This is a genomic window from Sorangium sp. So ce327 (genome assembly GCF_051530205.1).
GTDB classification, from domain to species: domain Bacteria; phylum Myxococcota_A; class Polyangia; order Polyangiales; family Polyangiaceae; genus Sorangium; species Sorangium cellulosum_B.
Map to the genome: position 1 here is coordinate 11,858,893 of NZ_CP150330.1, position 24,355 is coordinate 11,883,247.

The 24,355-nt window shown below is 68.2% G+C and carries 19 protein-coding genes and 1 tRNA gene; 7 read left to right on the forward strand and 13 right to left on the reverse strand.

Translation table 11 applies throughout. The annotated features are described in order from the left end of the window. Nucleotides 1-31: 31 nt before the first annotated feature. Genes WME95_RS44570 through WME95_RS44580 form a run of 3 tightly spaced genes read right to left on the reverse strand, consistent with a single transcriptional unit; the run spans nucleotide 32 to nucleotide 2,693 of the window. Nucleotides 32-1,420 carry a replication-associated recombination protein A gene (locus WME95_RS44570; RefSeq protein WP_437905264.1) on the reverse strand — a complete coding sequence of 463 codons (1,389 nt, stop codon included), beginning with the start codon at nucleotides 1,418-1,420 and terminating at the stop codon, nucleotides 32-34. Continuing rightward, nucleotides 1,417-2,001 carry a TlpA family protein disulfide reductase gene (locus WME95_RS44575; RefSeq protein WP_437905265.1) on the reverse strand — a complete coding sequence of 195 codons (585 nt, stop codon included), beginning with the start codon at nucleotides 1,999-2,001 and terminating at the stop codon, nucleotides 1,417-1,419. The genes WME95_RS44570 and WME95_RS44575 overlap by 4 nt, the downstream gene beginning before the upstream one ends. Continuing rightward, on the reverse strand, nucleotides 1,998-2,693 hold the full coding sequence (locus tag WME95_RS44580; protein ID WP_437905266.1) for a YggS family pyridoxal phosphate-dependent enzyme: 696 nt from the start codon (nucleotides 2,691-2,693) through the stop codon (nucleotides 1,998-2,000). Before WME95_RS44580 ends, WME95_RS44575 begins: the two co-directional genes overlap by 4 nt. A 216-nt stretch (nucleotides 2,694-2,909) precedes the next feature. Between WME95_RS44580 and WME95_RS44585 the strand changes: the two genes are divergently transcribed. After that, nucleotides 2,910-3,356, forward strand: a complete 447-nt coding sequence (locus tag WME95_RS44585; RefSeq protein WP_437905267.1) for a hypothetical protein — start codon at nucleotides 2,910-2,912, stop codon at nucleotides 3,354-3,356. Between the two features lie 679 nt (nucleotides 3,357-4,035). Here WME95_RS44585 and WME95_RS44590 read toward each other — a convergent pair. Further along, complete coding sequence (locus WME95_RS44590) at nucleotides 4,036-4,539, reverse strand: cyclic nucleotide-binding domain-containing protein (protein ID WP_437905268.1); 504 nt, start codon at nucleotides 4,537-4,539, stop codon at nucleotides 4,036-4,038. Between the two features lie 185 nt (nucleotides 4,540-4,724). Next, a complete protein-coding gene (locus tag WME95_RS44595; RefSeq protein WP_437546919.1) occupies nucleotides 4,725-5,159 on the reverse strand; it encodes an N-acetyltransferase family protein in 435 nt (144 codons plus the stop codon). A 174-nt stretch (nucleotides 5,160-5,333) separates the two neighbouring features. Here WME95_RS44595 and rpe point away from each other — a divergent pair, with 174 nt between their 5' ends. From rpe to WME95_RS44610, 3 genes are all read left to right on the forward strand, one after another. Then, nucleotides 5,334-6,047 carry a ribulose-phosphate 3-epimerase gene (gene rpe, locus WME95_RS44600; RefSeq protein ID WP_437905269.1) on the forward strand — a complete coding sequence of 238 codons (714 nt, stop codon included), beginning with the start codon at nucleotides 5,334-5,336 and terminating at the stop codon, nucleotides 6,045-6,047. Between the two features lie 185 nt (nucleotides 6,048-6,232). After that, nucleotides 6,233-7,504: a hypothetical protein gene (locus tag WME95_RS44605; RefSeq protein ID WP_437905270.1), complete on the forward strand. Its 1,272-nt coding sequence runs from the start codon at nucleotides 6,233-6,235 to the stop codon at nucleotides 7,502-7,504. 151 nt (nucleotides 7,505-7,655) lie between these two features. Next, nucleotides 7,656-7,742: transfer RNA gene (locus tag WME95_RS44610), tRNA-Ser, on the forward strand. Between the two features lie 192 nt (nucleotides 7,743-7,934). Here WME95_RS44610 and WME95_RS44615 read toward each other — a convergent pair. The 5 genes from WME95_RS44615 to tssI form a co-directional block, all read right to left on the reverse strand. Next, nucleotides 7,935-9,734, reverse strand: coding sequence for a hypothetical protein (locus WME95_RS44615; RefSeq protein WP_437905271.1), 1,800 nt, complete (start codon nucleotides 9,732-9,734; stop codon nucleotides 7,935-7,937). Between the two features lie 11 nt (nucleotides 9,735-9,745). Beyond that, entirely contained in the window at nucleotides 9,746-10,162 is a 417-nt protein-coding gene (locus WME95_RS44620) for a PAAR domain-containing protein (protein WP_437905272.1), read from the reverse strand. Nucleotides 10,163-10,196: 34 nt separating this feature from the next. Continuing rightward, nucleotides 10,197-10,994: a hypothetical protein gene (locus WME95_RS44625; RefSeq protein ID WP_437905273.1), complete on the reverse strand. Its 798-nt coding sequence runs from the start codon at nucleotides 10,992-10,994 to the stop codon at nucleotides 10,197-10,199. Between the two features lie 222 nt (nucleotides 10,995-11,216). Further along, a complete protein-coding gene (locus WME95_RS44630; RefSeq protein ID WP_437905275.1) occupies nucleotides 11,217-12,890 on the reverse strand; it encodes a hypothetical protein in 1,674 nt (557 codons plus the stop codon). Between the two features lie 51 nt (nucleotides 12,891-12,941). Next, nucleotides 12,942-15,599 carry a type VI secretion system tip protein TssI/VgrG gene (gene tssI / locus WME95_RS44635; protein ID WP_437905276.1) on the reverse strand — a complete coding sequence of 886 codons (2,658 nt, stop codon included), beginning with the start codon at nucleotides 15,597-15,599 and terminating at the stop codon, nucleotides 12,942-12,944. Nucleotides 15,600-16,788: 1,189 nt separating this feature from the next. On the opposite strand from tssI, the gene WME95_RS44640 reads away from it, so the two are divergent. Together WME95_RS44640 and WME95_RS44645 are read left to right on the forward strand one after the other, a co-directional pair. After that, nucleotides 16,789-17,655: a hypothetical protein gene (locus tag WME95_RS44640; protein ID WP_437905278.1), complete on the forward strand. Its 867-nt coding sequence runs from the start codon at nucleotides 16,789-16,791 to the stop codon at nucleotides 17,653-17,655. Nucleotides 17,656-17,807: 152 nt separating this feature from the next. Continuing rightward, nucleotides 17,808-19,397 (forward strand): IS1182 family transposase, encoded by a 1,590-nt coding sequence (locus WME95_RS44645; protein WP_437905279.1) that lies wholly within the window; start codon nucleotides 17,808-17,810, stop codon nucleotides 19,395-19,397. Nucleotides 19,398-19,781: 384 nt separating this feature from the next. On the opposite strand, the gene WME95_RS44650 is transcribed toward WME95_RS44645, so the two are convergent. Both WME95_RS44650 and WME95_RS44655 read right to left on the reverse strand, forming a co-directional pair. Beyond that, entirely contained in the window at nucleotides 19,782-20,552 is a 771-nt protein-coding gene (locus WME95_RS44650) for a ceramidase domain-containing protein (RefSeq protein WP_437905280.1), read from the reverse strand. Nucleotides 20,553-20,770: 218 nt separating this feature from the next. Further along, nucleotides 20,771-21,904, reverse strand: coding sequence for a helix-turn-helix transcriptional regulator (locus tag WME95_RS44655; RefSeq protein WP_437905281.1), 1,134 nt, complete (start codon nucleotides 21,902-21,904; stop codon nucleotides 20,771-20,773). 296 nt (nucleotides 21,905-22,200) lie between these two features. Between WME95_RS44655 and WME95_RS44660 the strand changes: the two genes are divergently transcribed. Further along, nucleotides 22,201-22,752 carry a hypothetical protein gene (locus WME95_RS44660; protein WP_437905282.1) on the forward strand — a complete coding sequence of 184 codons (552 nt, stop codon included), beginning with the start codon at nucleotides 22,201-22,203 and terminating at the stop codon, nucleotides 22,750-22,752. 497 nt (nucleotides 22,753-23,249) lie between these two features. Here WME95_RS44660 and recA read toward each other — a convergent pair whose 3' ends face one another. Continuing rightward, nucleotides 23,250-24,281 (reverse strand): recombinase RecA, encoded by a 1,032-nt coding sequence (recA, locus tag WME95_RS44665; RefSeq protein WP_437905283.1) that lies wholly within the window; start codon nucleotides 24,279-24,281, stop codon nucleotides 23,250-23,252. Nucleotides 24,282-24,355 lie beyond the last annotated feature (74 nt).

The window sequence follows — 24,355 nt, forward strand, 5'->3', positions numbered from 1 at the left end:
CCGTGACGGATGGGCCGGCCGGCGCCGCGCCTCAGCCGCCCTCGCCCTCCCCCTCGCCGCGGATCCGGCGGAGGCGCTCGCCGATGGTCCGCTCGTAGCCGCGATCGGTCGGCTCGTAGAACCGGCTGCCCGCGAGCGGCTCGGGCAGGTAGGCCTCGCCCAGCGCGACGCCGCCCGGCTCGTCGTGCGCGTAGCGGTAGCCTTCGCCGTAGCCCTCGTCGCGCATCAGCCGCGTGACCGCGTTGCGCAGCGTGAGCGGGACCGGGAGCGCGCCGTGCTCGCGCACGGCGGCCTGCGCCGCGTGCCAGGCGGTCTTGCAGGCGTTCGATTTCGGGGCCGTGGCGAGGTAGAGCGCCGCCTGCGTGATCGGGTAGAGCCCCTCCGGCATCCCCATGCGCCGGAACGCGGCGTCCGCGGCGACGGCGATCTCCAGCGCGCGCGGGTCGGCGTTGCCGATGTCCTCGGAGGCGAAGATCATCATCCGGCGCAGCAGGAAGAGCGGGTCGTCGCCGGACTCGATCATGCGCATCAGCCAGTAGATGGCGGCGTCGGGATCGGAGCCGCGCATCGACTTGATGAAGGCGCTGATGACGTTGTAGTGCTCCTCGCCGGCCTTGTCGTAGAGCAGCGTCTTGTGCTCGCTCGCGCCGGCGATGAGCTCGCGCGTGATCGTGGAGGCGCCCGCGCGCCCCGCCTCGTCCGCGGCGATCTCCAGCGTGGTGAGCGCCCTGCGCGCGTCGCCCTGCGCGAGCGCCGCGATCGCCGAGAGCGCGTCGTCGTCGGCGCCGATCGCGCCGGCGAGCCCGGCGGGCGACTCGAGGGCGCGGCGCAGGAGCTCGACGAGCTCCGAGGCGCCGAGGCCCTGGAGCCGGAAGACCTTGCACCGGGAGAGCAGCGGCGCGTTGACCGCGAACGAGGGGTTCTCGGTGGTCGCCCCGATGAGCGTGATCGTCCCGTCCTCGACGTGCGGGAGGAAGGCGTCCTGCTGGGCCTTGTTGAAGCGGTGGATCTCGTCGACGAACAGGATCGTCCGCTTGCCCTCGTAGGAGCGCGCGGTGCGCGCCTGGGCGAGGATCTCGCGGAGCTCCGGCACGCCGCCCAGCACGGCGTTGAAGGGGACGAAGCGGGCGTTCGTCGTGTGCGCGACGACGCGCGCGAGCGTGGTCTTTCCGGCGCCCGGCGGGCCCCACAGGATCATCGAGGGGATCCGGTCGGCCGCGATCGCGCGCGCGAGCAGCTTGCCCTCGCCGAGGAGGTGGCCCTGGCCGATCATGTCCTCGAGCGAGCGCGGGCGCATGCGCTCGGCGAGGGGGACCGTGGCCTTGAGCTCCGGCTCCCGTTGCCGGGCGGCGTCGAAGAGCGTCGGGTCGTCGCCCGCGGGCCGCCGTCGCGCGCCGCCGCCGCCCCGGGACGCGCTCATTCGAAGACCGACCGCGCGCCCGCGGGGCGCTCCGAGAGGAGGACATCGACGGCGCGGCGCGCGCTCGCCGGATCGTGACCGACCCAGCGCACGGTGCCCGCGCCGTCGACCACGAACGTGAGGGGGACCTGCGCGACGCCGTAGGTCCCGGAGAGCCGCTGATCGAGATCCGCGACGATGGGGAACGTCGCGCCGAGCTCGTAGGCGGCGGCCGCCGCGGCGGCCTCCGAGTCGTCGACGTTCACGCCGATCACGGCCACCCCGTCCGCCTTGCGGTCGCGCCAGAGCCGGTCGAGCGCCGGCATGGTCCGGCTGCACGACGCGCACCAGGACGCCCAGAAGTCGATCACGGTGACCCGCGTCCTGCGCGTGCCGGGCACGCCGACGGTGACCGCCGCCGTGGACTCTGCGTGGAACTCCGGCGCGGCGCTGCCGACGAGCGGGTGGCGCACCGACGCGGGCATCGCGCCCGGCCCGCACCCGAGCGCGAGCAGCGCGCACGCAGCCAGCGTGGCGCCGCGCGCGACGCCACCGCCAGGGAGGGCCGAGCCGAGGCGCGACGCGGCGGACGTGGCCGTCATCCGCGGGCTCCGAAGATGGCGGTGCCGACGCGGACCCACGTCGCGCCTTGCGCGATGGCTGCCTCGAAATCGTGCGACATGCCCATCGAGAGCTCGGGCAGCACGGCCCGGCCGCCGTGCGCGTCGCGCAGGGCGCGCAGCTGCGCGAAGAACGGCGCGACGTCGTTCGGGTCCTCGAGGAACGGCGCGATGGTCATGAGGCCGATCGGCCGGAGGTGCGCGCACCGGGCGATCGCGCCGAGGAGCGGCGCGAAGTCGCCGGGGGCGCATCCGCCCTTCGAGGCTTCGCCGCCGACGTTCACCTCGATCAGGACGTCGAGGGTGCGGTTGAGCGCGGCCGCGCGCCGATCGAGCTCCACGGCGAGCTCCTCCCGGTCGACCGACTGCACGACGTGCGCGACGCGCGCAACGAGCTTCGCCTTGTTCCTCTGGAGCTGGCCGATGGCGTGCCACACGAGCCCGTCGAGATCGGCGAGCGCCTCGGCCTTTTCGACGAGCTCCTGCGCGTAGTTCTCGCCGAAATCGCGCTGCCCGGCGGCGTAGGCGGCGCGGATGGCCTCCGCGGGCTTCCCCTTGGACACGGCGATGAGCCGGACCTCCTCTGGCCCGCGCCCTGCCCGCGCGGCGGCGCTCGTTATCCGGCGCCGCACCTCGTCGAGCCGCGACGCGACGTTCCCCAGGTCTTCCGACATCACGCCGCACGATACCGCGAGCTGCCGCCGTGGACACCAGGGGGACACCCGCAGCGGACGGCCCGCGCAGGTCGTGGCGCGGAGGGAAGTGCCGGATCCAACCGCCCGAGAGGCGTGCCAGAGTGTGCCTGAGCACCGCGTCAATAGTGGACCGATCGAGGTACTTTCCGGCTATTTTCATGTGGCATGTTGATTGCCATACTCGGCGTACCCGCCATGCGAAGCCTGCTGTTCCTCACCCTGCTCCTCGCGGTTGGATGCTCGTTCAACCCGCAGCCTGAACCGCCGTTCGATGACAGGGATCCCTATCCCTCGTCGTCGTCGACCGGTGGGGCGGTCGGCACCTCAGGTTCGGGTGGCACCGGCGCCGGCAACACAGCGGTAGGGGCCAGCACTGGCAGCGGCGAGACCACGGGCGCGGGCGGCAGCGGCAATGGGGGCGCGGCGGGCGGCCACGGCGGTATGGGCGCTCAGGGCGGTGCTGGAGGGGGCGAGGGCGGTCAGGGCGGCGCGGGCGGTCAGGGCGGCGCGGGCGGTCAGGGCGGCGCGGGCGGCCAGGGCGGCGCGGGCGGCCAGGGCGGCGCGGGCGGCGCGGGCGGCGAGCCCTGCGGTGCGGGGGGCGCTGGAGGCGCTGGAGGCGCTGGAGCGGTCGAGTGCGGCTGAAGGAGCACGCGGGCCGGGTCTGACGGCGATGTCGACCCGGCGGTAAGAGCGAGCGAGAAGCAGCCGACGGAGCGCGCTCGACGCAGCATTCCCGCGGACGAGGGCGCCGCACAAGCGGGCAGGGAGATGCGCAGGGTGCTATGAGGAGGGAGCTTATGCGCCAGCTTGTCGTCCTTGTGTTCGGGGTCGTCCTTGCGGGCTGTGTGTTCAATCCACAACCGGAGCCTCCCGCCGAGGGGGGCATCGGGTGCGGTGATTGCGACGACCTCGGCGCGACCGGCGCAGGAGGGGGCATCGCGGCCGGCGATCCCAGCGAAGACGACGGCGCGGGCGGCGGTGGCCTCCTGCCGCCAGACGCGGCCGCTAACGGCGCCGGTTCGACTGGGTCCGCTAGCAGCACCGGTTCAACCAGCACGGGGGGCGAACCGGCCAACCCTGCCGGCGGCGGTGGTGCGGGCGGCGCGGGTGGCAAAGCCGACGGCGGTGGTGCAGGCGGCGCGGGTGGCGAAGCCGGCGCCGGTGGCGAAGCCGGAAGCGGTGGTGCAGGTGGTGCAGGTGGCGGCGCTGGCGGCGAAGCCGGCGCCGGTGGAGCGATCGGCCCAGACGGCGGATGAGGCGACCGCTGGGCCCGGCGCCCTCGGGCAGAGCGCCCGGCGTCGACTGACGCGGCGGCGCCGGCTCAGATCGCGGGTCGCCGCGGCCGCGCGTACTCGTCGAGCATGTTCGCCACCAGCTCGGCGAGCAGGCTGTCCGCCACGCGAAGGCGGCGCGACATCTCGCGCGCGATGTTCAGCACCAGCAGCGTGTACGACTTGAGATCGCGCCGGTAGAGGGCGTCGAGATCGTGCGCGGTGACGCGCAGCAAGCGCGACGGGGCGATCGCCCGGACGGTCGCCGAGCGAGGCATCACGTCGAGGATCGACATCTCGCCGAACCAGTCGTTCGGCCCGAGGACCGCGACGCGCGCCTCGACGTCGCGCTTCGACCGCTTGAGCACTTCCATCTCCCCCGAGAGCAGCACGAACATCTCGCGGCCGTTGTCGCCCTCGCGAAAGGCGACGGCGCCCGGCTCCAGATCGAGCAGCTCCAGGCTGTCGGCGAGGCCCTGGAGGACGTGATCGCCCAGGCCTCCGAACAGCCCGATCTCGCGCAGCTGCGTGATCAGCGAAGGGTTACGGCTCACCTGGATGCACCGAGGGCGCCCGCGGCGACCGTCCTGCCGGCTGACCCGACAACGCCTACCACCACGTCGCGAACATGCCCGCCTTCTCGCATCGCTTCACCTCGCGGTCCCGAGCAGATGTACCCCGTCGAGAGCGTACGCCGCAACACGCGCGTGCTCCGCGCGATCTGCACCAGAGGCCGCACCTAGAGGTCCTTGGTGAACACGATCCGCGGACGCCCAGGCCCGGCGTAGTCCTCGATCTCGGCGGCCGACCAGCCGACCGCGGCGTGGAAGCGCACCGAGCCCTCGTTGCCCAGGGTCGTGATCGCCTTGAGCTGCCGGCAGCCCTCGCGGCGGCAGTCCTCCTCGAACGCGGCATAGAGCATTCTGCCGACGCCGCGGCGGCGATAGTCCGGGTGAATGCCGACGAGGTGCACGTACCCGATCGCCGCGTCCGGGCACCTGAACCCGAGCAGGAAGCCGACGAGCAGCCCGCGATCCTCGACGACGCGCGCGAGCCTGCCGAGCTCGTAGAAGAAGATCGGGTGCGCGAGCGCGCTGGTTGGGCCCGCCCACCACCGATCGATCTCGCCCACGATCCGGTCGTAGTCGGGCTTCGTCAGCGGCCGTGTCTCCATGCATCACCTCACTCGAACGGTTCGGATCCCCAGCCTTCGATCTGCAGCGTCCGCGCGCACGACACGAACGCTTTGCGAAGACCTGCGCAGCCTAGCAGCCGCGCCGGCCTCCCCGTAAGCGCGCTCGTGGATGCTCGGCTAGCCGCCGCGCGTCACGCCTGCTAGCGCTACCCTGTGCGTCACGAGAAAATCATCGTCGCTCCGTCGATCCTGTCGGCTGACTTCGGTCGTCTCGCGGAGGAAGTGCGGGCCGCTGAGGCCGCTGGCGCCGACTGGATCCACGTCGACGTGATGGATGGCCGGTTTGTGCCAAACATCACGATCGGGCCGCTCGTCGTTCGCGCGGTCCGCGCCGCGACGCGTCTTCCCCTCGATGTCCACCTGATGATCGTCGAGCCGGAGCGCTACGTCGCGGAGTTCGCGGCCGCCGGCGCCGATCGCATCTCGGTCCACGTCGAGGCGTCGCCTCACCTGCACCGGACGCTCCAGCAGATCAGGGACGCAGGCGCGAGCCCTGGCGTCGTGCTGAACCCCCACACGCCGGAGGAGTCGATCCGGCACGTGATGGCGGACATCGATCTGGTGCTTGTGATGAGCGTCAACCCCGGGTTCGGCGGCCAGCAGTTCATCCCAGGGGCGCTCACCAAGCTGCAGAGCCTGCGGCAGACGATCGACCAGGCAGGCCTGGACATCGCGCTCGAGGTCGACGGCGGCGTCGCCCCGTCGACCGCCGGGAAGGTCATCGCCGCCGGGGCGCGGGCGCTCGTCGCGGGCTCGGCGGTGTTCGGCGCGGTGGCGCGGGGCGAGGATGTGCCGTTCGATGCGCGCGTCGCACGGTACGCCGAGGCGATCCGCGCGCTCCGCGCGCCCGGCGGGGAGCAGGCGTGACCCGGCGCGTCGAGGACGCTGCTGCGGTGGGTCGGGCGTGCTGCGCGATCGGGTTGGTCGGGGCGGTTGTGCTCGCCGGGTGCGCGCCGACGGCCGCGCCTGCGGCGCCGCCGCGAGCGCAGGCCTCGGCTGCGGCGCTCCCTGCGGCGTCGGTTGCGCCTCGGCCGGCTGGGGGCGCAAGCCCGGTGGATGCGGGCGAGCTCGACGAGGACGCGGCTCGCCTGACCGACGGCGAGATCGCGCGCGTGCTCGCACGCGTGGCGAAGGCGCGGGGCCTGCCGGTCCACCGCGAGGTGCGGAGCCGCGTGCTCGCCCGCGGGCAGATCCTGGAGCGGGTCCGCGCGCACGTGGAGCGAGAGATCCCCGAGGGCGTGCTCGATCACCAGCGCGAGGTGCTCGCGGCGCTCGAGCTCATCCCGGCCGACTACGACTTCACCGCCGGGATGTACCGCCTGCTCGAGGGCCGCATCGCAGGCTTCTACGAGCCGGAGGACGCGACGATGTACCTCGTCGATGATCTCAGCGAGGCCGAGGCCGAGGAGACGCTGGCGCACGAGCTCGTCCACGCGCTCCAGGACCAGAGCTTCTCGCTGGGGAGGCTGCTCGACTTCAAGCTCGGCGACAGCGATCGCCTGGCGGCCACGCACGCGCTCGTCGAGGGCGAGGCGATGAGCGCGATGTTCGACGTGCTGGTCGGCTCGGCGTTCCAGGTCGACGAGTCGATGCTCCGCAGGCTCGTGGCGATGTCGACGGCGCTGTCGTCCGTGGGCGACACGCCGCTCGTGCTGCAGGAGTCGCTGGGCGCCCCGTACACGGACGGCTTCGCGTTCGTGCAGGCGCTGCGCCGGGACGGCGGGTGGGCTTCGGTGGATGCGGTCTGGCGCGCGCTGCCGGAGACCACCGAGCAGCTGCTCCATCCGGAGAAGCTCGCGGCGCGGGAGCCCGCCGTCGCGGTGGCGGTCCCGACGGCCGCGGCGCTCGGCCCGGGGTTTCGTGTGGTCTTCGATGACGTGATGGGCGAGCAGGCGCTGCGCATCGCGTTCGCGGCGTATGCTCACCGCGATGCGGCGATCGGCGCGGCGGCGGGGTGGGGCGGGGATCGGTTCGCGGTGGTGCGGCGAGACGACCCGGAGGACCCGTCGCGGAGGGAGTTCGCGCTCGCGTGGCGGCTGCGGTTCGACAGCGCGGGCGACGCGGCAGAGGCGGGGAAGGTGATCGAGCGGCGCTTCGGGAAGGTGTGCCGGCAGCGGGCGGCGCTCGGGCCGATCGCGTGGACGGCGCGAGGGAGCGACGTGGCGATCGTGGCTGGGCCGTACGCGAGGCGTGGGGGAGGCGGGGGAGGGGAGGTCAGCGCGGCGGGGACGTGCGCGGGGGCGGGGAAGTGGCTGGCGGAGGTGATGAAGGGCGGGGTGGGGAGGCAGGGCGCCGGGGCGGTGGCGGTGGGGAGGGAGAAGTAAGGGCAGGGGGCGAAGGGCGGTGGGGGCGGAAGCGGCCGGGCCGGGGATGGAGGGCGCAGGCGCTGCCCTGACCAGGGCAGGGGGCGGGTCTCAGGGCGGCGTTGACAGGGGGCGGTAGAAGAGGCAGAAAAGCGAGTCGTTCTGGATGTTTGGAGGAGTGGCCGAGCGGTCGAAGGCAGCGGTTTTGAAAACCGCCGTTGGGGCAACTCAACCAGGGGTTCGAATCCCTTCTCCTCCGCTGAAACCATTGAGAATTTCATCGAGGGGCGAGGGCGTCCTCGAGCGGGCTAGCGGAGATCATTCACACGCCATTCACACGGCTACGCCGACCGCCGCGTGAAGGCCTGCACTGCGTTCTTCCTTCAGGTTGTCGTTGGTGTGCGCGTAGCGCTGCGTGGCGGAGAGGTGCAGGTGGCCGGCGAGCTGCTGTTCACCGCGGGGGCGCACCTCGCCTGGCGAAGTGCGCGTAGTAGCGCTGGTACATGTCCTGCCACCTCGCGTACTCCGCCGGGTGCTCTCGGAGCCGCTCCTTCCAGGCCGCATCGACCGCTGATCGCATCTCGCTGGAACCCAGGCCGTAGCGCTGGAAGATCGACTCGGCCATGGCGGGGGACAGGGCCAGTTCCGCGCAGAGCGCGGCATACCGCGCGAGCGGCAGGATCGTCTCCAGCGCCTCGGAGGGGGGCGCTGTACCTCCGTCCCCGGCTGTGCTCGACGGCGCGGAGCGCGGCGGCACCTTGGCCGTCTGGGAGGCTGCTCCGGTCACCGGGGCCGGCGAGGACGCGGTTTGTGTCAGCAGCTCACGGGGAATTGCGAGGTTCAGCGACGTTTCCCGGAGGTCTGCTGCGGCCGGCGGAGCGGGCCTCGATGCTGCCAGCGCTCCGGCGCGCCTCGTAGGGTCCGTTGCCGTGAAGGGGATCACCGGGCCGCAAGGGGGAGCCTGCGACGGTGACGTCTCTGCGACCTCCGAGGGGGCTCGCGGCTGCTGCGGCCGGGCTGTCGATGTGGACGGCACGGGAGTCCCCGATGCTCCGGCCGTGAACGGGAGAGCGGGGCCGCGGGGAATGTCAGAAAGCGGTGCGGTTTCCGCGATCACAGGAGGCGGGCGCTTCACCACCTTCGCCGCACCCGATTGAGGGAACGGCAGCTCCGGCCCTCGCCGAATGTCGGGCAGGGGAGCGGTGCCGGTGAGCGACTCCGCAGCGCGAGGAGGCTTCGGCTCTGCCTTCACGGTCGCGAGCTGGGCGTGCACGGGCACGAAGGGGACCGCTGCGCCTCGGGGGACATCCAGCAGGGGCCCCGTGCCCTGCAGCGGCGCCGAGGACATGAGGGGTGCTCCAGGACCGGCCATCGCCTCGGAAGACGGCGCGGCAGGCGCGAACGAGGCGGCGACGGATGCTGGCCGGCGCTCGACGTTGCCGACCTCCCGCGCTCGGGCGAGGAGCATCTCCAGCCGACGCGCGTGATGCGCGTGGAGCCGCTCGAAGTCCTTCGCCAGCGCCGCGTCACGCCCCAGCGCTGCCCGCCATTGCCGATCCAGCGCGGCCCGCATCTCCTCATCGGCCAGACCGTGGCGCCGCAGTACCCGTTCGCGTTGCTCAGGCAGCGCGTCGAGCTCCGCGCAGAGCGCAGCGTACTCGGCCAGGCCCAGCCCGGGCTCGCCCAGCGGCACCGCCGCAGAGTGCTCATCTGCGACCGCCTTCCCCGAGCCCCGCGCTTCGGCCACCCTCGACGGCTGCAGCACCCGGGGGCCGACCCGGAGCGATCCCAGCTTCCCCGGCTTCGCGTGGAGATCCTCGAGGAGTTCGCCGACCTTCGCGTCCTCTTCAACGCGCCGCGCCCATCGGCGGCGGAGTCGCGCGACGTCGTTCATGCCCAGGTCGTTCTCCTGAAGCAGATCGAATGGGGCCGGGTGCGCCCCGAAGGCGGCAAGAAAGCTCGCCCAGGCGGTCGGGTCTTCCGCGAGCGGCTCGACCGGTCGATCCAGCCAATCCTCCGCCTGTGCCAGCTCTTGCTCGTAGGCCGCGAGCAGCTCCGGCTCGGCGGCCAGCCGCTGCTTCCAGGCGAGATCGGCCCGCGCGAACGTACGCGGGGTGAGCCCCTCGACCGCGAGGACGTCCGCCAGCGAGAACCCCTCCGTCACCGCCGCCCTGACGGCTGCGTACTGCGCCAGCGAGATCCCTTCGCTCGCTTCCTGCGCCCCTGTTGCGGGCTTCGTGGCTGCCGCCATCCCCCGGATCCCTAGTCGCCGACCAGCACGGCTCCGGAGGCGATCACGCTGCCGTTCGGCGCGTCGGCCGGGTCGTTGCAGGTCATCGCCGGATCCCCGAGGTGCGCGGCGGGCTTGTTGTTGATGAGCACCGTCTTGCTGCCCGCCTGAACACGGGCCTGGTTTGACGGTGGCCGCTGGAACGTGCCCCCTGGAGGTACATGCGCGGGCGCATTCGCCGCGGTGCTGCCCTGGATCGCGGCCGCTTTGCCCTCGATCAGGACGTCGCGGCTCAGATCGCCGCTCAATGTCCCGCTGAAGGGCAGCGCCGTCGGCGTGGGCACCGGCCCGCCAGGCGAGGGGATCATCACCACGTGCGTGTCGATGCCGACGACCTTGTCCCCTTGCTTTGCCGCGGGCTTGCCCGCCTTCAATTGATGCGCTGGCATGTTCGCCTCTCCTTCTCTCGCGGCAACCACCGGCTCACGGCCCGCAGTAGGGCGCGAGCGAGTTCCAGGTCTTCTCCTCATGATGGGCCACATGGGCCGTCACGCTGAGCGACTTCTCCGGTTGCCCAGACGGCGCAATGGGCACGAAAGTCATGATCCATAACGCGTCGCCGATCACGGCACGGAGCCCTCGACCATCGACCAGGACACCGAAAAGGCTGTCCACCTCGGGAATCTTGATAAACGGTAGTTCTTTTCTCGCCTGGACGAAGATGCCGTAGAAGTCGTCGTGCGCCCAGGAACATTCATGCTCTTCCGTAGGGTAGAGCCAGGTGGCTGTAACTTCGAGCACCGCGCTTCCGCTACCGCCGGGTAGTTCACCGCCGCCCACCTCCTCCATATAGCGGCACTCCGGCTCCTCGCAACGCTTCTGGGGAATGAGACCTTCGGGTGGAGCACGTTGGGTCAATGTCTCTTTCTTATGCAAGAGGCACCTCTCCGGCGATTCGGTCTGCTGAAACACGACCGACCGTGCCGACCGACCCTGCTCAGGGCACACCCCCTCGAGCACCCGCACGACTCTCGCGATCTGGGGTCCCCAGCTCTCGCGCTGGAGCAGATACTGCTTCGGCATCATCCGGCACGGCGGAACCCCGTCGCCCAGTATCCACACCGGATCGTTGCTAGAGGTGGCACCTCGCGCCCGCGCGCTGGCTTCGTCCAGCGGTACCTCGGAGTCCTCCTGCACGGGCTCTCTGGGCGGACTCTCCACCACTTCGGGCAAGAGCCAGCGCTTGTCATGGGTGCGTTGTTCTTCATTGAACGTGGCCACCCGGGCGCGTTGAATCGGGGGACATAGGCCGACCTGCTCCCTCGACGCTGCGGACGGACGAGGAGCGGCGTGCGCGACACCGGCTTCGGGCTGGGCTTGTCGCGCCGCTGGCCGACAGGAAGAGGAGGTCACACCGATTGCAACAAACAGACCAAGGAGAACAAGACGACTCATCTCGCGCCTCATGATACCGGATCGGAACGGCTGGGACACGGCGTCGACCTACATCGCGGCCGCCTGTTGTGCCTCGGTTTCGGCCTGCTTGGCTGCCGCCAGCGCCGCGTCCGCAGCATCCAGCGCCTTTTGCCTCTTGTTTTCTGGCATCTTCTCGCTGGAAGCCGCTCTCTTCACGGCATCAACGGCAGCGACAACCTTGCTGAGCGCTGCGTCCGCCGAGCGTACCGCCGCGCGGCATGCGTCCTCCTTCGCCGTGTTGCCGGCGAGGCTTGCCTGGTTGGCCGCTGGCCCCGCCGTCTCTGCTGCACTCTTGACTGCCGCGGCCGCATCCCTCAGCTTCTGGAGGCCGACATCGTCCTTCGTCCCCAACAACTTCAAGGACTGCAATGCCTTGTGTGCGACGGAGACATCGTAGAACTCGTTGAGCACCTCGAATCCCATATCGAAGTGCATCATGTCGCCAAAATCCTGTCCTCCCCAGCGTAGGCCCACCTTGATCAGCGCCAGCACGACCTCTTTCTTGAGCATCAGAAACCCTCGGCAGGGTTCTCGGAAATTGGTCGCGCTCTCATCGATTCGGTCGGCGTTTATCTTCAAGGCGTTCTTCACCATGCCGTACCGCATCACTTTGCGATCGGCCTCGATCTGGGCGTACGCCTCGCCCAGGAGCCGCTCATCGAGGCCCCCTTGCTCGTCGTATGGGCTCCGTTCAGCGAGCTTTCCGCTCCCATCGCGGAGTAAAATCTTGCAACCGCTGAGCGTTGTATCCTTCTCAGATTTGACACGGTTAATGAAGTCGCTCAGGGATGCCTCGGTCAGGTCCCCCTGTGCGCCGTTGGGATAACGGTAGGCGAGGTAGCCTATCAGCCCATCATGGACCTTCTTGAACGTATCGTAGGAGCGTGATGCATCGCTCGACTTGCGCGGCTGAATGCTGTGGCCGAAGCAGAAGAGCGTGGCCCGCTGGCACACCTCCAAGCAAGGCTCCCACACGTTGATCCTGCTCCACTCGACGTTCCTGTTGTTGTGGATCTCGCCGGTTGGGCCATCGCCGCCGTAGATCGGTACCCACGGCGAGGCCGTATACTCGATATCGATCGCACTCCCATCTCGGTGGTTGCCCCCGCCGCGCTTCCCCTGTCCTCCGACAAGCTCCTTCGCCGCACACCACTCCTTGAACTTCTTCTGATCATCGGCATCGTCGACCGGAGCGCCCATCGATTCGCGGTACTGTCGATAGAGCTCCTCCTGCGCGCGAAGCAGCTTCTTGAGGAGCTCCCGATTGACACCCATCACATTTTCAGAAAGGAAACCGACGCCAAGAAATCGGAACCAATAGAGCCGAACGGTTCGCTTGGTGGTCGGCCCGCCTTTAGGGTAGGTAAGCTCCAGATCGGCGGCGTCCTGCGTCTTGGTAATCTCGAGAACCCACTTCGGCAACGCGCCCGTGAAGGGCGTGCCGGCTGCCTGGGATATGTGGTTGTCAGGTCCTGGGCTTACGTCTGCAGCCGCGGGTGGTGGCGGATCTTTTGGCAAGGTGCTCGGGGGAGGAGGCGGCGGTGGAGGGGCCGGTGGCTGCTCGGGCGGCAGCGCCTCGGGCTCGTGGGGATCGGGCGTGTGATAATCGTACGCCTGCGGCCCGCCCTCGGCCCCATCGAATCGCGGGTCGTTCCCTCCGCTCGCTCCCCCGGCGCCGCCACCGCCATCCGTCCAGTTCATGCAACACCTCAATCAGACCTTGTTTGCCTCACTCGCGCCCGCATCACGACCTCAGTGGCCGTATGTCTCCCTCAGCTTCGCGACCGTCGCCGCATCGAGCTTACCGGTCACCTGCACGCCATGGTCTCGCTGGAAATCCTTGAGCCCTCGCACGGCTCCCTCGGGTAGCTCGGCCATGTCGTCCCGGAGCGGCCCCTCGTAGTAGCCCAGGTTGCGCAGCCTGAGCGCTGCGCCGGGCACCGAGTCCGCCGGCGCGCTCTCGCGCAGGCTGAGGGTCCACTGCTGGCGTGGCCCCTCCGGGTAGCTCTCGATCCAGACGACAAGCACCGCGCTTCTTGCGGCTTCCGGTACCTCCAGCTCGAGCTCACCGTTCGGGCCCGTGGTTCCCTCGTAGACGTGACCGTCGACCGTGAGGCGATAGGTCTTTTCCGCGTAGGGTACCATCGCGACGTCCGACAGCTTGAGCCGCAGCGGCCGGGTCCTCGGCGGCTCGTCGTTTTCATCGCCGGAGAGCAGGTCGGCCGAGTCGCAGTTGAGCTTGACCAGCTTGCCGCGCAAGTGCGCATCGTCGTCCAGATCGAGCGAGGCGTTCGGGGAGAAGATCCGGATCTTCTTGGCGACGAGCTCAGCCTCCTCGCCCAGCTCGAGCGCAGGACCCTTTCCTTTGATGCTCGCCCCGTTCGCTCCGGCGATGGCGAGCACGTTGCCGCCGATCTTCACGCCCTCGGGCGTGAGGGCGATGATGCTGTCGCCACATTGTAGCGTGAGCGAGCGGCTCGCCGTGAGTACGAGGCTGCCCGCGGCTCCGGTCGTGTGATCGCCGAAGACGTAGAAGTCGCTCCGGGACGAATCACCGCGAGAGCCGACGGTCACCGCCGCCTGACGCTCCACGTGGAGCGTGTAGGTGTCCTGGCAGAGCGTGGCTGCGTCATCCATGAAAATTTCCTTGGATACGCCGCCCACGACGAGCCGCCGACTCCCTCCGATCTCGTTCGTCTGGTCGCGGTCCACGCGCACGGTATGGTGGCCTTGCACCCGTTCCTCGTGATCGCCGCCGACGCTGCCCCGCCGGCTTCCACCGATACGATCGCGTCGCTCACCAGCGACGTGACTGTGCTGGTCGCCGCGCACGTCGGTCTGTTCGTCCTCGCCGATGAACGTCGTCCGGCGCCGCTCGATCCGCTCGTCGAGGTCGCGCTGCGCATGCACGTAGATCTGCTCGTCGCCGGCGGTGTCGTCGAAGCTGAGCTCGTTGGAGCCGGCGGCAGCTGGTGAGCTCTGGGTTCGGAGGCCGCTCCTGAGCTTCTCCCCAGGGAGCTGGAAGGGCGGCGGATGCGTGGCGTTGTACAGGCACCCGAGCACGACCGGGCAGTCGGTGTCCCCGCCGAGGAAGCCGACCAGCACCTCCATGCCCACGCGCGGCACGAACTGCGCGCCGAACGACGCGCCCGCCCAGCTCTGCGCGACACGCAGCCAGGCCGAGCTCTTTTCGTTACGCTGCCCCGCGAGATCCCAGTGGAACTGCACCTTGACGCGCGCGTGCTCGTCGGTGTGAACCTCGTGCCCTGCCGGCCCGGTGACCACCGCCGTTTCGAGGACCTGCCGCGGCTTGCGGTTGGGCGTCCGCGGTCGGAGCAGCGTCGTCGCGGGGATGCACTCGAAGCGGTTGCGGTAGATGCGTTCCGCGGGACGCCCGGACAGCTCAGGTGTATGGCCCTCGTGGATGACGCGGGTCACGGCGTAGGCTCCCTCGATCCCCGGGGAGGCCTCGGCGCTGAGCTCGAAGCGACGTCCCGGCGCGAGCTCGCGTACCCAGCTCTCGCCGCTGCCCACCACCGCTCGGCGCTGGGCCTGCTCCAGGGACACCCGCGCGCGATCGGGCGTGACATCCGGCGTGTCGTAGTCGGCGTGGTGCTGGTACACCTCCAGCGGAGGCGGCCCGCTTGCCCTGGGCCCGACCCGCTCGCTCAGGACCAGGTTTGGGCGGCGGAAGTCATAGTCCCTGAGGTGTACCGAGCTTGGCTTGATGGATCGCTGCAGACCGAAGGAGATGATCTCGCGCCCTGTCGGCATGAGGCCCTCCTCAGGACGCAGGACGAGGGCGCCGGACTCGATGCTGAACGCTGCGGGGTAGTGTGCGGGGTCGTCGAGGAAGATCACGGGGGCGCGGGTCCCCACGGTACCTGGCGGCGCGTCTGCGAAGCAGAACGCGATCCCCTCCTCGGCCGCGAGCCGCCGCACGAACGCGAGATCGCTCTCGCGGTACTGCACACAGTAGCTGCGGACCGCATACGACCGCGAGAGGCGAAGCTCGACCGGGAGGGAGGCCGCGGCAAGGACGTGCTGGAGGATCTGCGGCACGGTCTCGTCCTGGAAGATGCGGCTCGTGGTCCGGCGCCGGAGCAGTGCGAGCGGGGGGACGAGGCGCAGGTGCCAGGTCGGGCCAGTCCGCGCGACGAACGCGGCGTCCGCGCGCACCTGGTCGACGAGGGCTTCGATGCGGCGTTCGGCCCCGCGCCCGTCGCGCAGGATGAAGGCGGCGAGGCTGCCGAGCAACTCAGCGTCACGGCCCTCCAGCTCGGGGGCGGCCTGCACGACAAGCTGGAACGAGAACAGCGCGGAGAGCGCCTCACGCCCGCGGAACGAGACAACGCGCACGTCCGCGGGCGTGAACGGCCCGGCATGGAGCTCGAAGGGATCGCTGATCACGGGCGCAATGTAACAGGAGTCGCAATGCTGTCTGCAAGGAGCGAGGGCGGCGTGTGACGCGTGAGCCGAGCCGGTGCAGTGGTGCCCGTGCCCGGGGCGCAGCCATCCGCCGCCACGGCCGACCGGCCTCTACGGCGTCGGTCGCTCTTCGGCCGCTCCGGCCGCCGCATCGGGCGCCCGACGACGACGCCTGGCCGATATGGGAGCGCGCATGATCCGTGTTGCCTGTGTCAGCGCCCGTGCCCACCGCTCGCTGGCCTCGGTCTGGAGCTGCGTGCGCGAGCTGCTCGAGAGCACCACCGTGGTGCTGCCGCCGGAAGGCGGCGATCGCGGCGCGACAGCGGAGACTCGCCGCCGAGACGGTCGACACTGGGGACCTCACCGGCAACGCCGACCGCTTCGAGCTCTTCCCGTGGTTCGATCCGTGCCCAACGTCGGCGGTGAGCGGTTCGTTTTAGGGGGCGACCAGCGTCTTGTGCGTCGTGCACCGACCCGTGTCGAATCCGGAGCGGCCCCTCGTCCGCTCGGCGCGGACAACGTACGCCGGCGCGGGCCGCCTCCAGATCACCCGCCGCGGAGACGGATGAGCCCTGGTCGGGGTCCCCTTCGCGCCGAGCGCGCAGCTACCGGACCGGGCACTGGCCGCAGACGAGCAGGCGAAGAAGCCGCAGGACGCCGCTGCGAAGCTCCGTGGACGCCAGCTCGACCTCGGCGAAACCCGGGCCGCTGTCGATGCGCGCGAGCGCCGTGCGGCCGCGATGTTCGAGTGCCGCACCAGCGGGACCGCCGACTCCGGAGGATGAAACGCGCGGCTCGGCTCGACCTGACCCGTCAGTTCCTTTCGACCAGGCTGAGGCGGGAGGCGACCTGTGGGCGTGGTACGCGCTTCGGCTCCGGGCCGAGATGCGCGTGAGCTACGACATCACGCGCGGCTCAGCGGCCTGGGTGGGGCAGCATCCGGATGCGTGGGCGCTCGCCGAGGAGGCCAGGAGCGAGGCCTGCGGCCGCACCAGGAGGCCTGGCGACGGCTGCTGGTGGTTCCGATGCGGGTGCTAACGTGCTCCTGCACCGACCCGGCGCGCTCGAAGGGCTTGCAACCGCTGCACATCTGGGTCATGAATCATGTCCAGGTATAGAACCGTCCTCCGTACACGGCCGGCGCTCGCGCGCCATTTAGGAGGTTCTAGCCATGAAGTTTTCCATCCGCTTTTTTGATCTGGTCCTGGTCGAGATCGGCCTCGGTTGCAACGACGATGGGACATACTCCATCCAGAAGATCTTCCCGGTCTTCCTCGGACGTCCATTAAGGCCGCACCTCAGCCTGTTTTTCGGCGATAGTATCCTAAAGCCACACTTCACCGCCGCGAAGGGCAGACGCGATCAGTTTCGCCGCTGGCTTCCGAGCGTCTCGGCCGACGCCCTCGCCAAGACCTGCGAGAATCTGGCCGGCGAAGCGGTCCGCGACGGGGTGGCTCGTGTTGAAGCCGTTGACTTCCGTGCTCTAGAGGAAGCCGGATGGACCATCCACTGGGCGGATCAGCGCGTGCTTCGGCGCTGGGTACGACAGACTTGTCGGCGTTCTAGTGAGCTACGGTATGACGGTGACACCGTAGCCACGCTCGTCATGCACGTCTTCCGTCATGCCGCTCTGCCGACTGACCTTGAATCGTTTGCACCGGAGTCCTGCTCTAGCGTGTTCGCCATCCGGTTTAACGAAACGCATGAGCCCGAGTTCAGAGTCCTCAGCTACTATCCGCGCGGCATTGGATATCCGGACGCTGCTGGGAAGCCGTTCGTCGCGCATCCTCCTGGCTGGTACACGGGGCCGTTCGACGCGTTCGAGGAGGCACAAGTGCAACGCGTTGTACCGATCGTTGCGCTAAAGAAAGCAGTGATCCAGATCGAACACTGGTTGTTACGGTATCCACGGCGTGCCCCACTGCCAGAGCTCGACGAGCTCCCGAAGTATGCGGGGGTGATCTTCGGTTTCTACGCCGTGGACCTTCTTGACTACGCACTAATCGAGCTCGCGGCGCGCGTACCTGCGAGCGCCTGAAAGCCGAGTGAATGGGCGCCAGTTGACACGACGCCACTTATGCGCACTCTAGAGGACCGATCAGTTTGATTTTGTGATAATCCCGAGCGTTTCGATGGAAGGCTCGACGGTCTCGCCGAGCCATGATCTCGTCCGCGCCCGGAGGTGCACGGATGGAACGATGGTCGCCGCCGGTGGAGCTGTCGCGGCAGGAACAGGCGCTCATGAAACGGTTGACCCGGGTGCGAGCCCTGTTCGGCTTTCTCAGGCTGCACCGGCACGAGCTATTCGACGAGACGTTCCAGGAGCAGCTGGAGAGCATGTACCGGACCACGGGAGCAGGTGAGCCGCCGCATCCGCCGGCGCTGATGTGCATGGTCACGCTGCTCCAGGGATACGTCGGCGCATCGGATGCCGAGGCGGTGGAGCTGTCGATCGTCGACCTTCGCTGGCAGATGGTGCTCGGCTGCCTGGGGGCGGCCACGCCCGCGTTTTCGCAGGGCGCGCTGCAGGCGTTCCGAGAGCGGATGGTCGAGCATGAGATGGACCGGGTGCTGCTGGAGCGGACCGTGGCGCTCGTTCGGTCGGGCGCGATGACGGAGAGCGAGAGGCGTGCGGTGTCCAAAGCGCTGCGCGTGGCCATCGATAGCCGCCCTTTAGCGGGAGCCGGGCGGGTTGAGGACACGATCAACCTGCTCGGCCATGCAGCACGCACCATCGTCCGCGTCGTGTCGAAGATCACGGAGCGCCCGCCCGAGGAGATCTGTCGCAAGGCGGGCATCCCGCTACTTCTGGCTCCCAGCATCAAGGCCGGGCTCGACCTCGATTGGAGCGACCCGAAACAGAAGGCGGCGGCGATTCAGATCCTGGAACGGCAGGTCTCGTCCCTGCAGCAGTGGGTGGACCGCCATCTGGACGACGTCGTCGAGCAGCCGCTCCGCTTCTATATGGATGCGGTCACACAGGTTCGGGACCAAGACCTGGAAACGGCTGAGGATGGGACCGTTCGCATCCGTCAAGGTGTTGCACCTGACCGCCGTGTCTCCATTGAGGACGCTGAGATGCGCCACGGAAGAAAGAGCCGCTCGAAGAGGTTTGATGGCTACAAGGAACACATCGCACGCGACCTGGACCTTCCCGTCATCGTCGCCTGTGCGGTCACGCCAGCGAATCGCCCCGAAGAAGAGGGGGCCGCACCGATCGCCAAGGACATCCAACGTCAACGGCTGCGCCTCGGCGAGCTCCACATCGATCGCGCCTATGTGAACAGTCCCGTCGTTGACGACGTGATCCGCGACGGTGGCCAGGTGTTCTCGAAGCCTTGGGGACAGCGTGCTCGCAGCCCCAACCTGTTCAGCAAGCGCGACTTCAAGATCGACCTGCGCGCCAAGACGATCACCTGTCCGGCAGGACAGGTCGAGGTATTCGAGCCCGGCGACACGGTCGAGTTTGATCCTGAGGATTGCGGCGCGTGCCCCCTCCGAGCCAGGTGCACCCAAGCCGCCTCGGGACGGGGGCGGACCGTGTCCATTGCGGAGGACGAGGCTCTGCAGCGCAAATTCCGGAAGCTGCAGCAGACGGGGGCAGGTCGCGCCGTGCTCCGCCAGCGGGTGGCTGTAGAGCATGCGCTCGCCCACATCGCGGCACGGAAGGGCCACACTGCACGCTACATCGGCGCCAGGAGAAATCTGTTCGACCTCCGGCGCGCAGCAGCGATCCAGAATCTCGAGGCAGCCCAACGCCTGCTGCAGCAGGCAGCGTAAGCTGCCGGAATTAAATGGTTTTCAATATGTTTGTCACTCTAGTGGTGCCTCGATCGCGCCGTAACCGCAGTGGGCGAGCTCATCGCTCGCTGCTCCGACTGCCGGCGACACTGGCGCGACCTGAACGACGCAGGCCTCGGCGCTCGGCGCGGGCGACCACGGCCTTACCGGGCGTCATGCGCGCTTGGCGGTGGCCTTCATGGACTTGACGGCGCGGCGGATGAAGCGCGAGACCAGGGGCACGATCACATTGGACCGGTGGAACAGCCGCCGCCGTGTCGCGGTATCTGTGGCGCGGATCCGAACTTCGTACGAGCGAGGCCGTCGAGGTGCTTGACTCCAGATACGACGCAATATTCGCGGGTGCTGATGCTAACACAATGGTCATGTTCCGGATAAGACAGCAGAACCAGCACCAGCTCCCTGCGTTTCGCCATCAAACTGCCTGTAATGATAGAAGACGACCCCCAGGCTGAGCGCCGAGAGAACATGCCACACCGCGTGCCCTTGAAGAACGTGGCTCTTGGGATTGCACCAGGCTCTTGACACGTCGAGCGCCGAAAACGCGGCTGCCACCAGGAGGAGCGCGAGCGATAGGGCGAAAGCGTTCAAGGAGTAAGCGGACGCGTCACGGCTGCGTCGATAGATGAACAGCTCGGTCCCGACAATGGCCAGAGTGAGCAGCAAGATGAAGCCCTGGATCGGGACCTCATAGCGCGCCACCACCGCCGTGAGTGCGGTGAACGCCGTCACACAGCCGACGAACACCACCGAAAACCGCGAGAGTGGCAAGGCGCCGAGCCGCAGTAGATTGAGCAAGAGCAGAAGAAGGCAGAAAAGGTACATGCCGAGGAAGTCGAGGATCTGCGTCACGTACACATTACTGGCGTGATACACAAACGAGCACATGCCCACGATTGCCAAGGTAGGAGCAAACCAGCGCAGGGCGGACTTGCCTGCGGTCCCGTGACTGCGCTGCAAAAGCCAGATCCAGCAAGCGACGACGAGGTAGGCGAGGTTGGACCAGGCATTCGCCGGCTCGTTGATCCATGCGCACATCCGCTCCTCGCACCACTTGACGTTGGGCAGGCCGTGCTCGGCAAGCCCCTGCCAGGGACAGCCCTGCGGATCGACCGTCGAGATGGAACTGGACATGAGCGCACTATATCACCGCATCAACCCCGGTGAGGCGCGTACGCCAGACGGACCGGTGCCCCTTTCCGCGCCAGAAAGGACCAAGGCGAGCAAGTGTTCTGTCCCGGGCGCACCGCCGATCGGCCGTGCACGACGACCGCTCCTCCAATGGCGATCTCCGCCGCGGGTGCCAACGACAAACCCATTCACAACGGCGTGCTGCTCGTGAGCTCCTCGAGTCAGAGGTTCATCCAAAAGGCCCAGCACAGCGTCGCTCGGCTTGTGGCCTCCGACTTCCCAAGAATACGGCTCACATGCTGCTCGATCGTACTGATCCGAAGGCGAAGCTTCCGGGAGATTCCCTGGTTGGTGTGGCCGCGCAAGACCAGTTCCAGCACTTCAGTCTCCTTCGGAGTGAGCCCCCATGCACGTCGCGCCAGCGCCAGCTTCAGCTGAAACGCATGCAACGGGCTGGCCCTCACCGACGAAAGCCGCGCATCGTTCAGCATCTGAGCAAGCCACGGGATCAACTCGTCCAGCACGTCCTGCCGAGAGTCACCTTGGGCTTCGACATCCAGCCGACCTACTGGACTGTTTCCAACCTGGAGAAGGAACCGGCGCACGGTAGCGGATCCCCTCGCTCCGACACTTCGATAAGAGGCGAGCTCACCTGAGCTCTCCCCCTGGAGCCAGATCTCGACATACGGGAAGAACAGGCGAAAGTGAACCAGGTCGAGAATGGTATCGACCAGCGGATCGAGCTCCGGGAGCCGCGAGAGTCCATCGACGAGCTCACTGACCAGAATAGGCGCGCTCTCGTGCTGCCAGCGGAACCGAAAGACACACGAATTCCCACCCAAAGCGCGACACTCTTGGTGCGTCGCACACACGACCGAGCCGCACAACTCGAGCATTCGACCGATGTACCCGAGGAGCCTGCGGCACAGCACCGAATCGGCCACCTCCCAGCCCGACAGCGTTGCGACGAACTCACCGCCGACCAACCTCGTGCTCCAGTGCCCGCAGCTCTCGTCCTGCCGCCAATACAGGTTCATGAATTGGATGATAAAGGACGGACGCATGTACTGGAGCATCCAGCGGCCCCTGGCAACCATGTCACGCTCGGCAGAAAAACGACCAAGCGTCTCCAGTGCCGCAAGGTTGCCATCGTAGAACATGTCGCAAAAAGCGCGATTGATCCGCGAATGGAGGCCGATCTCATACCAGCAGTCCGGTAGCACCGAGGAAAGCACGGACTTATCCGGCTCCAACTGCGCCGCGACGAGTCGACTCCAGGCATCGACACCAAAGCATTCCTCCACGAATGCCTTGAGGTTCAGGATGCTCCCGCCTTTCCTGAGCACAGCGGCCATCGCGCCCCCTCTGCGATGTCAATATACATCGCTCCTCTTACCGAGCACCACGTACCACAAAACTCTACGGCCTTGGCTCACATGGGGCAAGCGACGAGAGCATCACCTCATGACGACCACTGCTATGTGCCAAAAAGACACAGGCTACATTGGCGCGCCTGTTCACACGTGGCGCCCAGGGGGTTACCACGCATGGGTTTCTGCAGGTCGCGCGACCGTCGAACCCGGTTATGATCCCAATCAAGAGCAGCCTCGCAAAGCTCGAGCACAGCCGGACGAGGCAGCGGGAGGCATCCATGAGCACGAAGAAGTATATCACTCATATGATGGCTACCATGGCAATCACGTCGGTCGTGCCTGGTTGCAGCGTCGACGCGACGGAGGTCGAAGACGTGATCGCGGCGGAGCAGTCCTCGCCCGTCGTGGGCACCATCGAGCTGGAGACGAGGGTCGGCGAGGGCTGGCACATGACGACCGAAGCCACGCTGCGCAGTGACGGCTCGCTGACGGGGCTTACGGAGCTGAGGAACAGCAGGTCCGTCTGGGGTTTTACCGGTGGGTTGATCGTTGTTCTCGTTGATGATCAGAAGCAACCGCTCGCGCACGTGCGTATCGACCGGTGGGGCCTCGACGCTTGCGGCATCAGGTGCCCGAGGAAGCGCTATGTAACTTGGACGGCGTCTGTGCCTGCCGATGAATGGGCTCGCATCGGATCCAGCGTGCGCGGCATTGCACTGCTCCAGTTTCACGACCCGACGTTCCGGGTCCTCGAGCGGATTTTCACAGGGCTTCGTGATCATCTTCCGGAGGTGTTGAGCATGGTCGCGGCAGCGGCGAAGTTCTTCTGAGGACCGCGAGCCCTCGTCACCACATTTGCAGACGAGATAAGCATCAGACCGCCGAACAGATCGGAACGAGCCTGGCAGCGGGTGTCGAGTGCAGTACTGGCCCCGGCGAGGAGCGCTGCTGCAGCAGCGCGACGAGGTGCGGCCGGCATGACCCACAGACAGGAGGTGCGAAGTCAAGCCGGAGGCCTGACAGACGGAACCCGACACCGAGGAGGCAATGGCGCCGGTTGCACGGGAATAATCCCGCGAGGGGGCGTCTGGTGGAAGCTGTAGGTGCACGACCGTATCGAGCGAAAGCGAAACGCCGTGAGGCGTCTGTACCGGGTGAGCCAGCCTCCGGCGCCTAAGCCCAATTCCCGTCGGAGATATCAGACGGATGGGCTACGCGACGGTCGTGAAGTCTGTGGGACCTAGGGCGCATCTGTGGAGGAAGGGAGACGGCCCGCTGCCGAGCGCAGTGGGCCGTCCACCGGTTCTTGATCGTCGCTGCCGACGGCTCAGGTCCCCGCGGCTTCGACCCGCTGGCGCGCCTGGGGCTCGTGCCCAGCCGCCTCAACGCCGGCGCGCACAGCGGCGGCCAGTGTCCCGTTCGCGAGCAGCGCCTCACGAGCTCGATCGCGCCCGTGGCCGATGTGCTCGCCGCGGAAGGCGAGGTGCGCGCCGTTCTTCTGGATGACCCCGATCGCGAGACCATGGTCGACGAGGTCGCCGGCGGCGTCGATCCCCCTGCCCCAGCGAATGTCGAACTCCGCCTCCTTGAAGGGCGGCGCCAGCTTGTTCTTGACGATCTTGACCCGCGTGCGGGCCCCGACCGTGTCCTCGCCCGCCTTCACGGTCCCGATCCGGCGCACGTCGAGGCGCACGCTCGCATAGAACTTGAGCGCGTTGCCGCCCGTGGTCGTCTCGGAGCTGCCGAAGACGACGCCGATCTTGTGGCGGAGCTGGTTGATGAAGATCAGGGTGGTCTCGGTCCGGTGCGCGATGCCCGTGAGCTTCCGGAGGGCCTGGCTCATCAGCCGCGCCTGCAGCCCGAGGTGCGGGTCGCCCATGTCCCCCTCGATCTCGGCCCTCGGCGTGAGCGCGGCGACCGAGTCGATGACGATGATGTCGACGGCCGCGGAGCGGGTGAGCATCTCCGCAATCTCGAGCGCCTGCTCGCCGCTGTCCGGCTGGGAAACGAGGAGCCGATCGGTGTCCACGCCGATCGCGCGCGCATAGGCGACGTCGAACGCGTGCTCGGCGTCGATGAACGCCGCGACGCCACCCGTCCGCTGGGCCTCGCGGATGGCGTGCAGCGTGAGGGTGGTCTTGCCGGACGACTCCGGGCCGTAGATCTCTACGACGCGGCCGCGGGGGTACCCGCCGACGCCGAGGGCCGCGTCGAGAGCGAGCGAGCCGGTGCGGATGACCCGGACTTCGGGAATGCTGTCACCACTGCCGAGGGACATGAGAGCTCCCTTTCCGAATTGCTTCTCGATGGCGCCGACCACGGACTGGACGGCGCGGGCCTTGCTGACGTGAGCGTTCATGGGGAAGGTCCTTTGCTGGTGAGGGCGGTGTGGAGGCAGAAGAGCGCCGCAGCAGGGAAGGCCTGCGCTGGCGC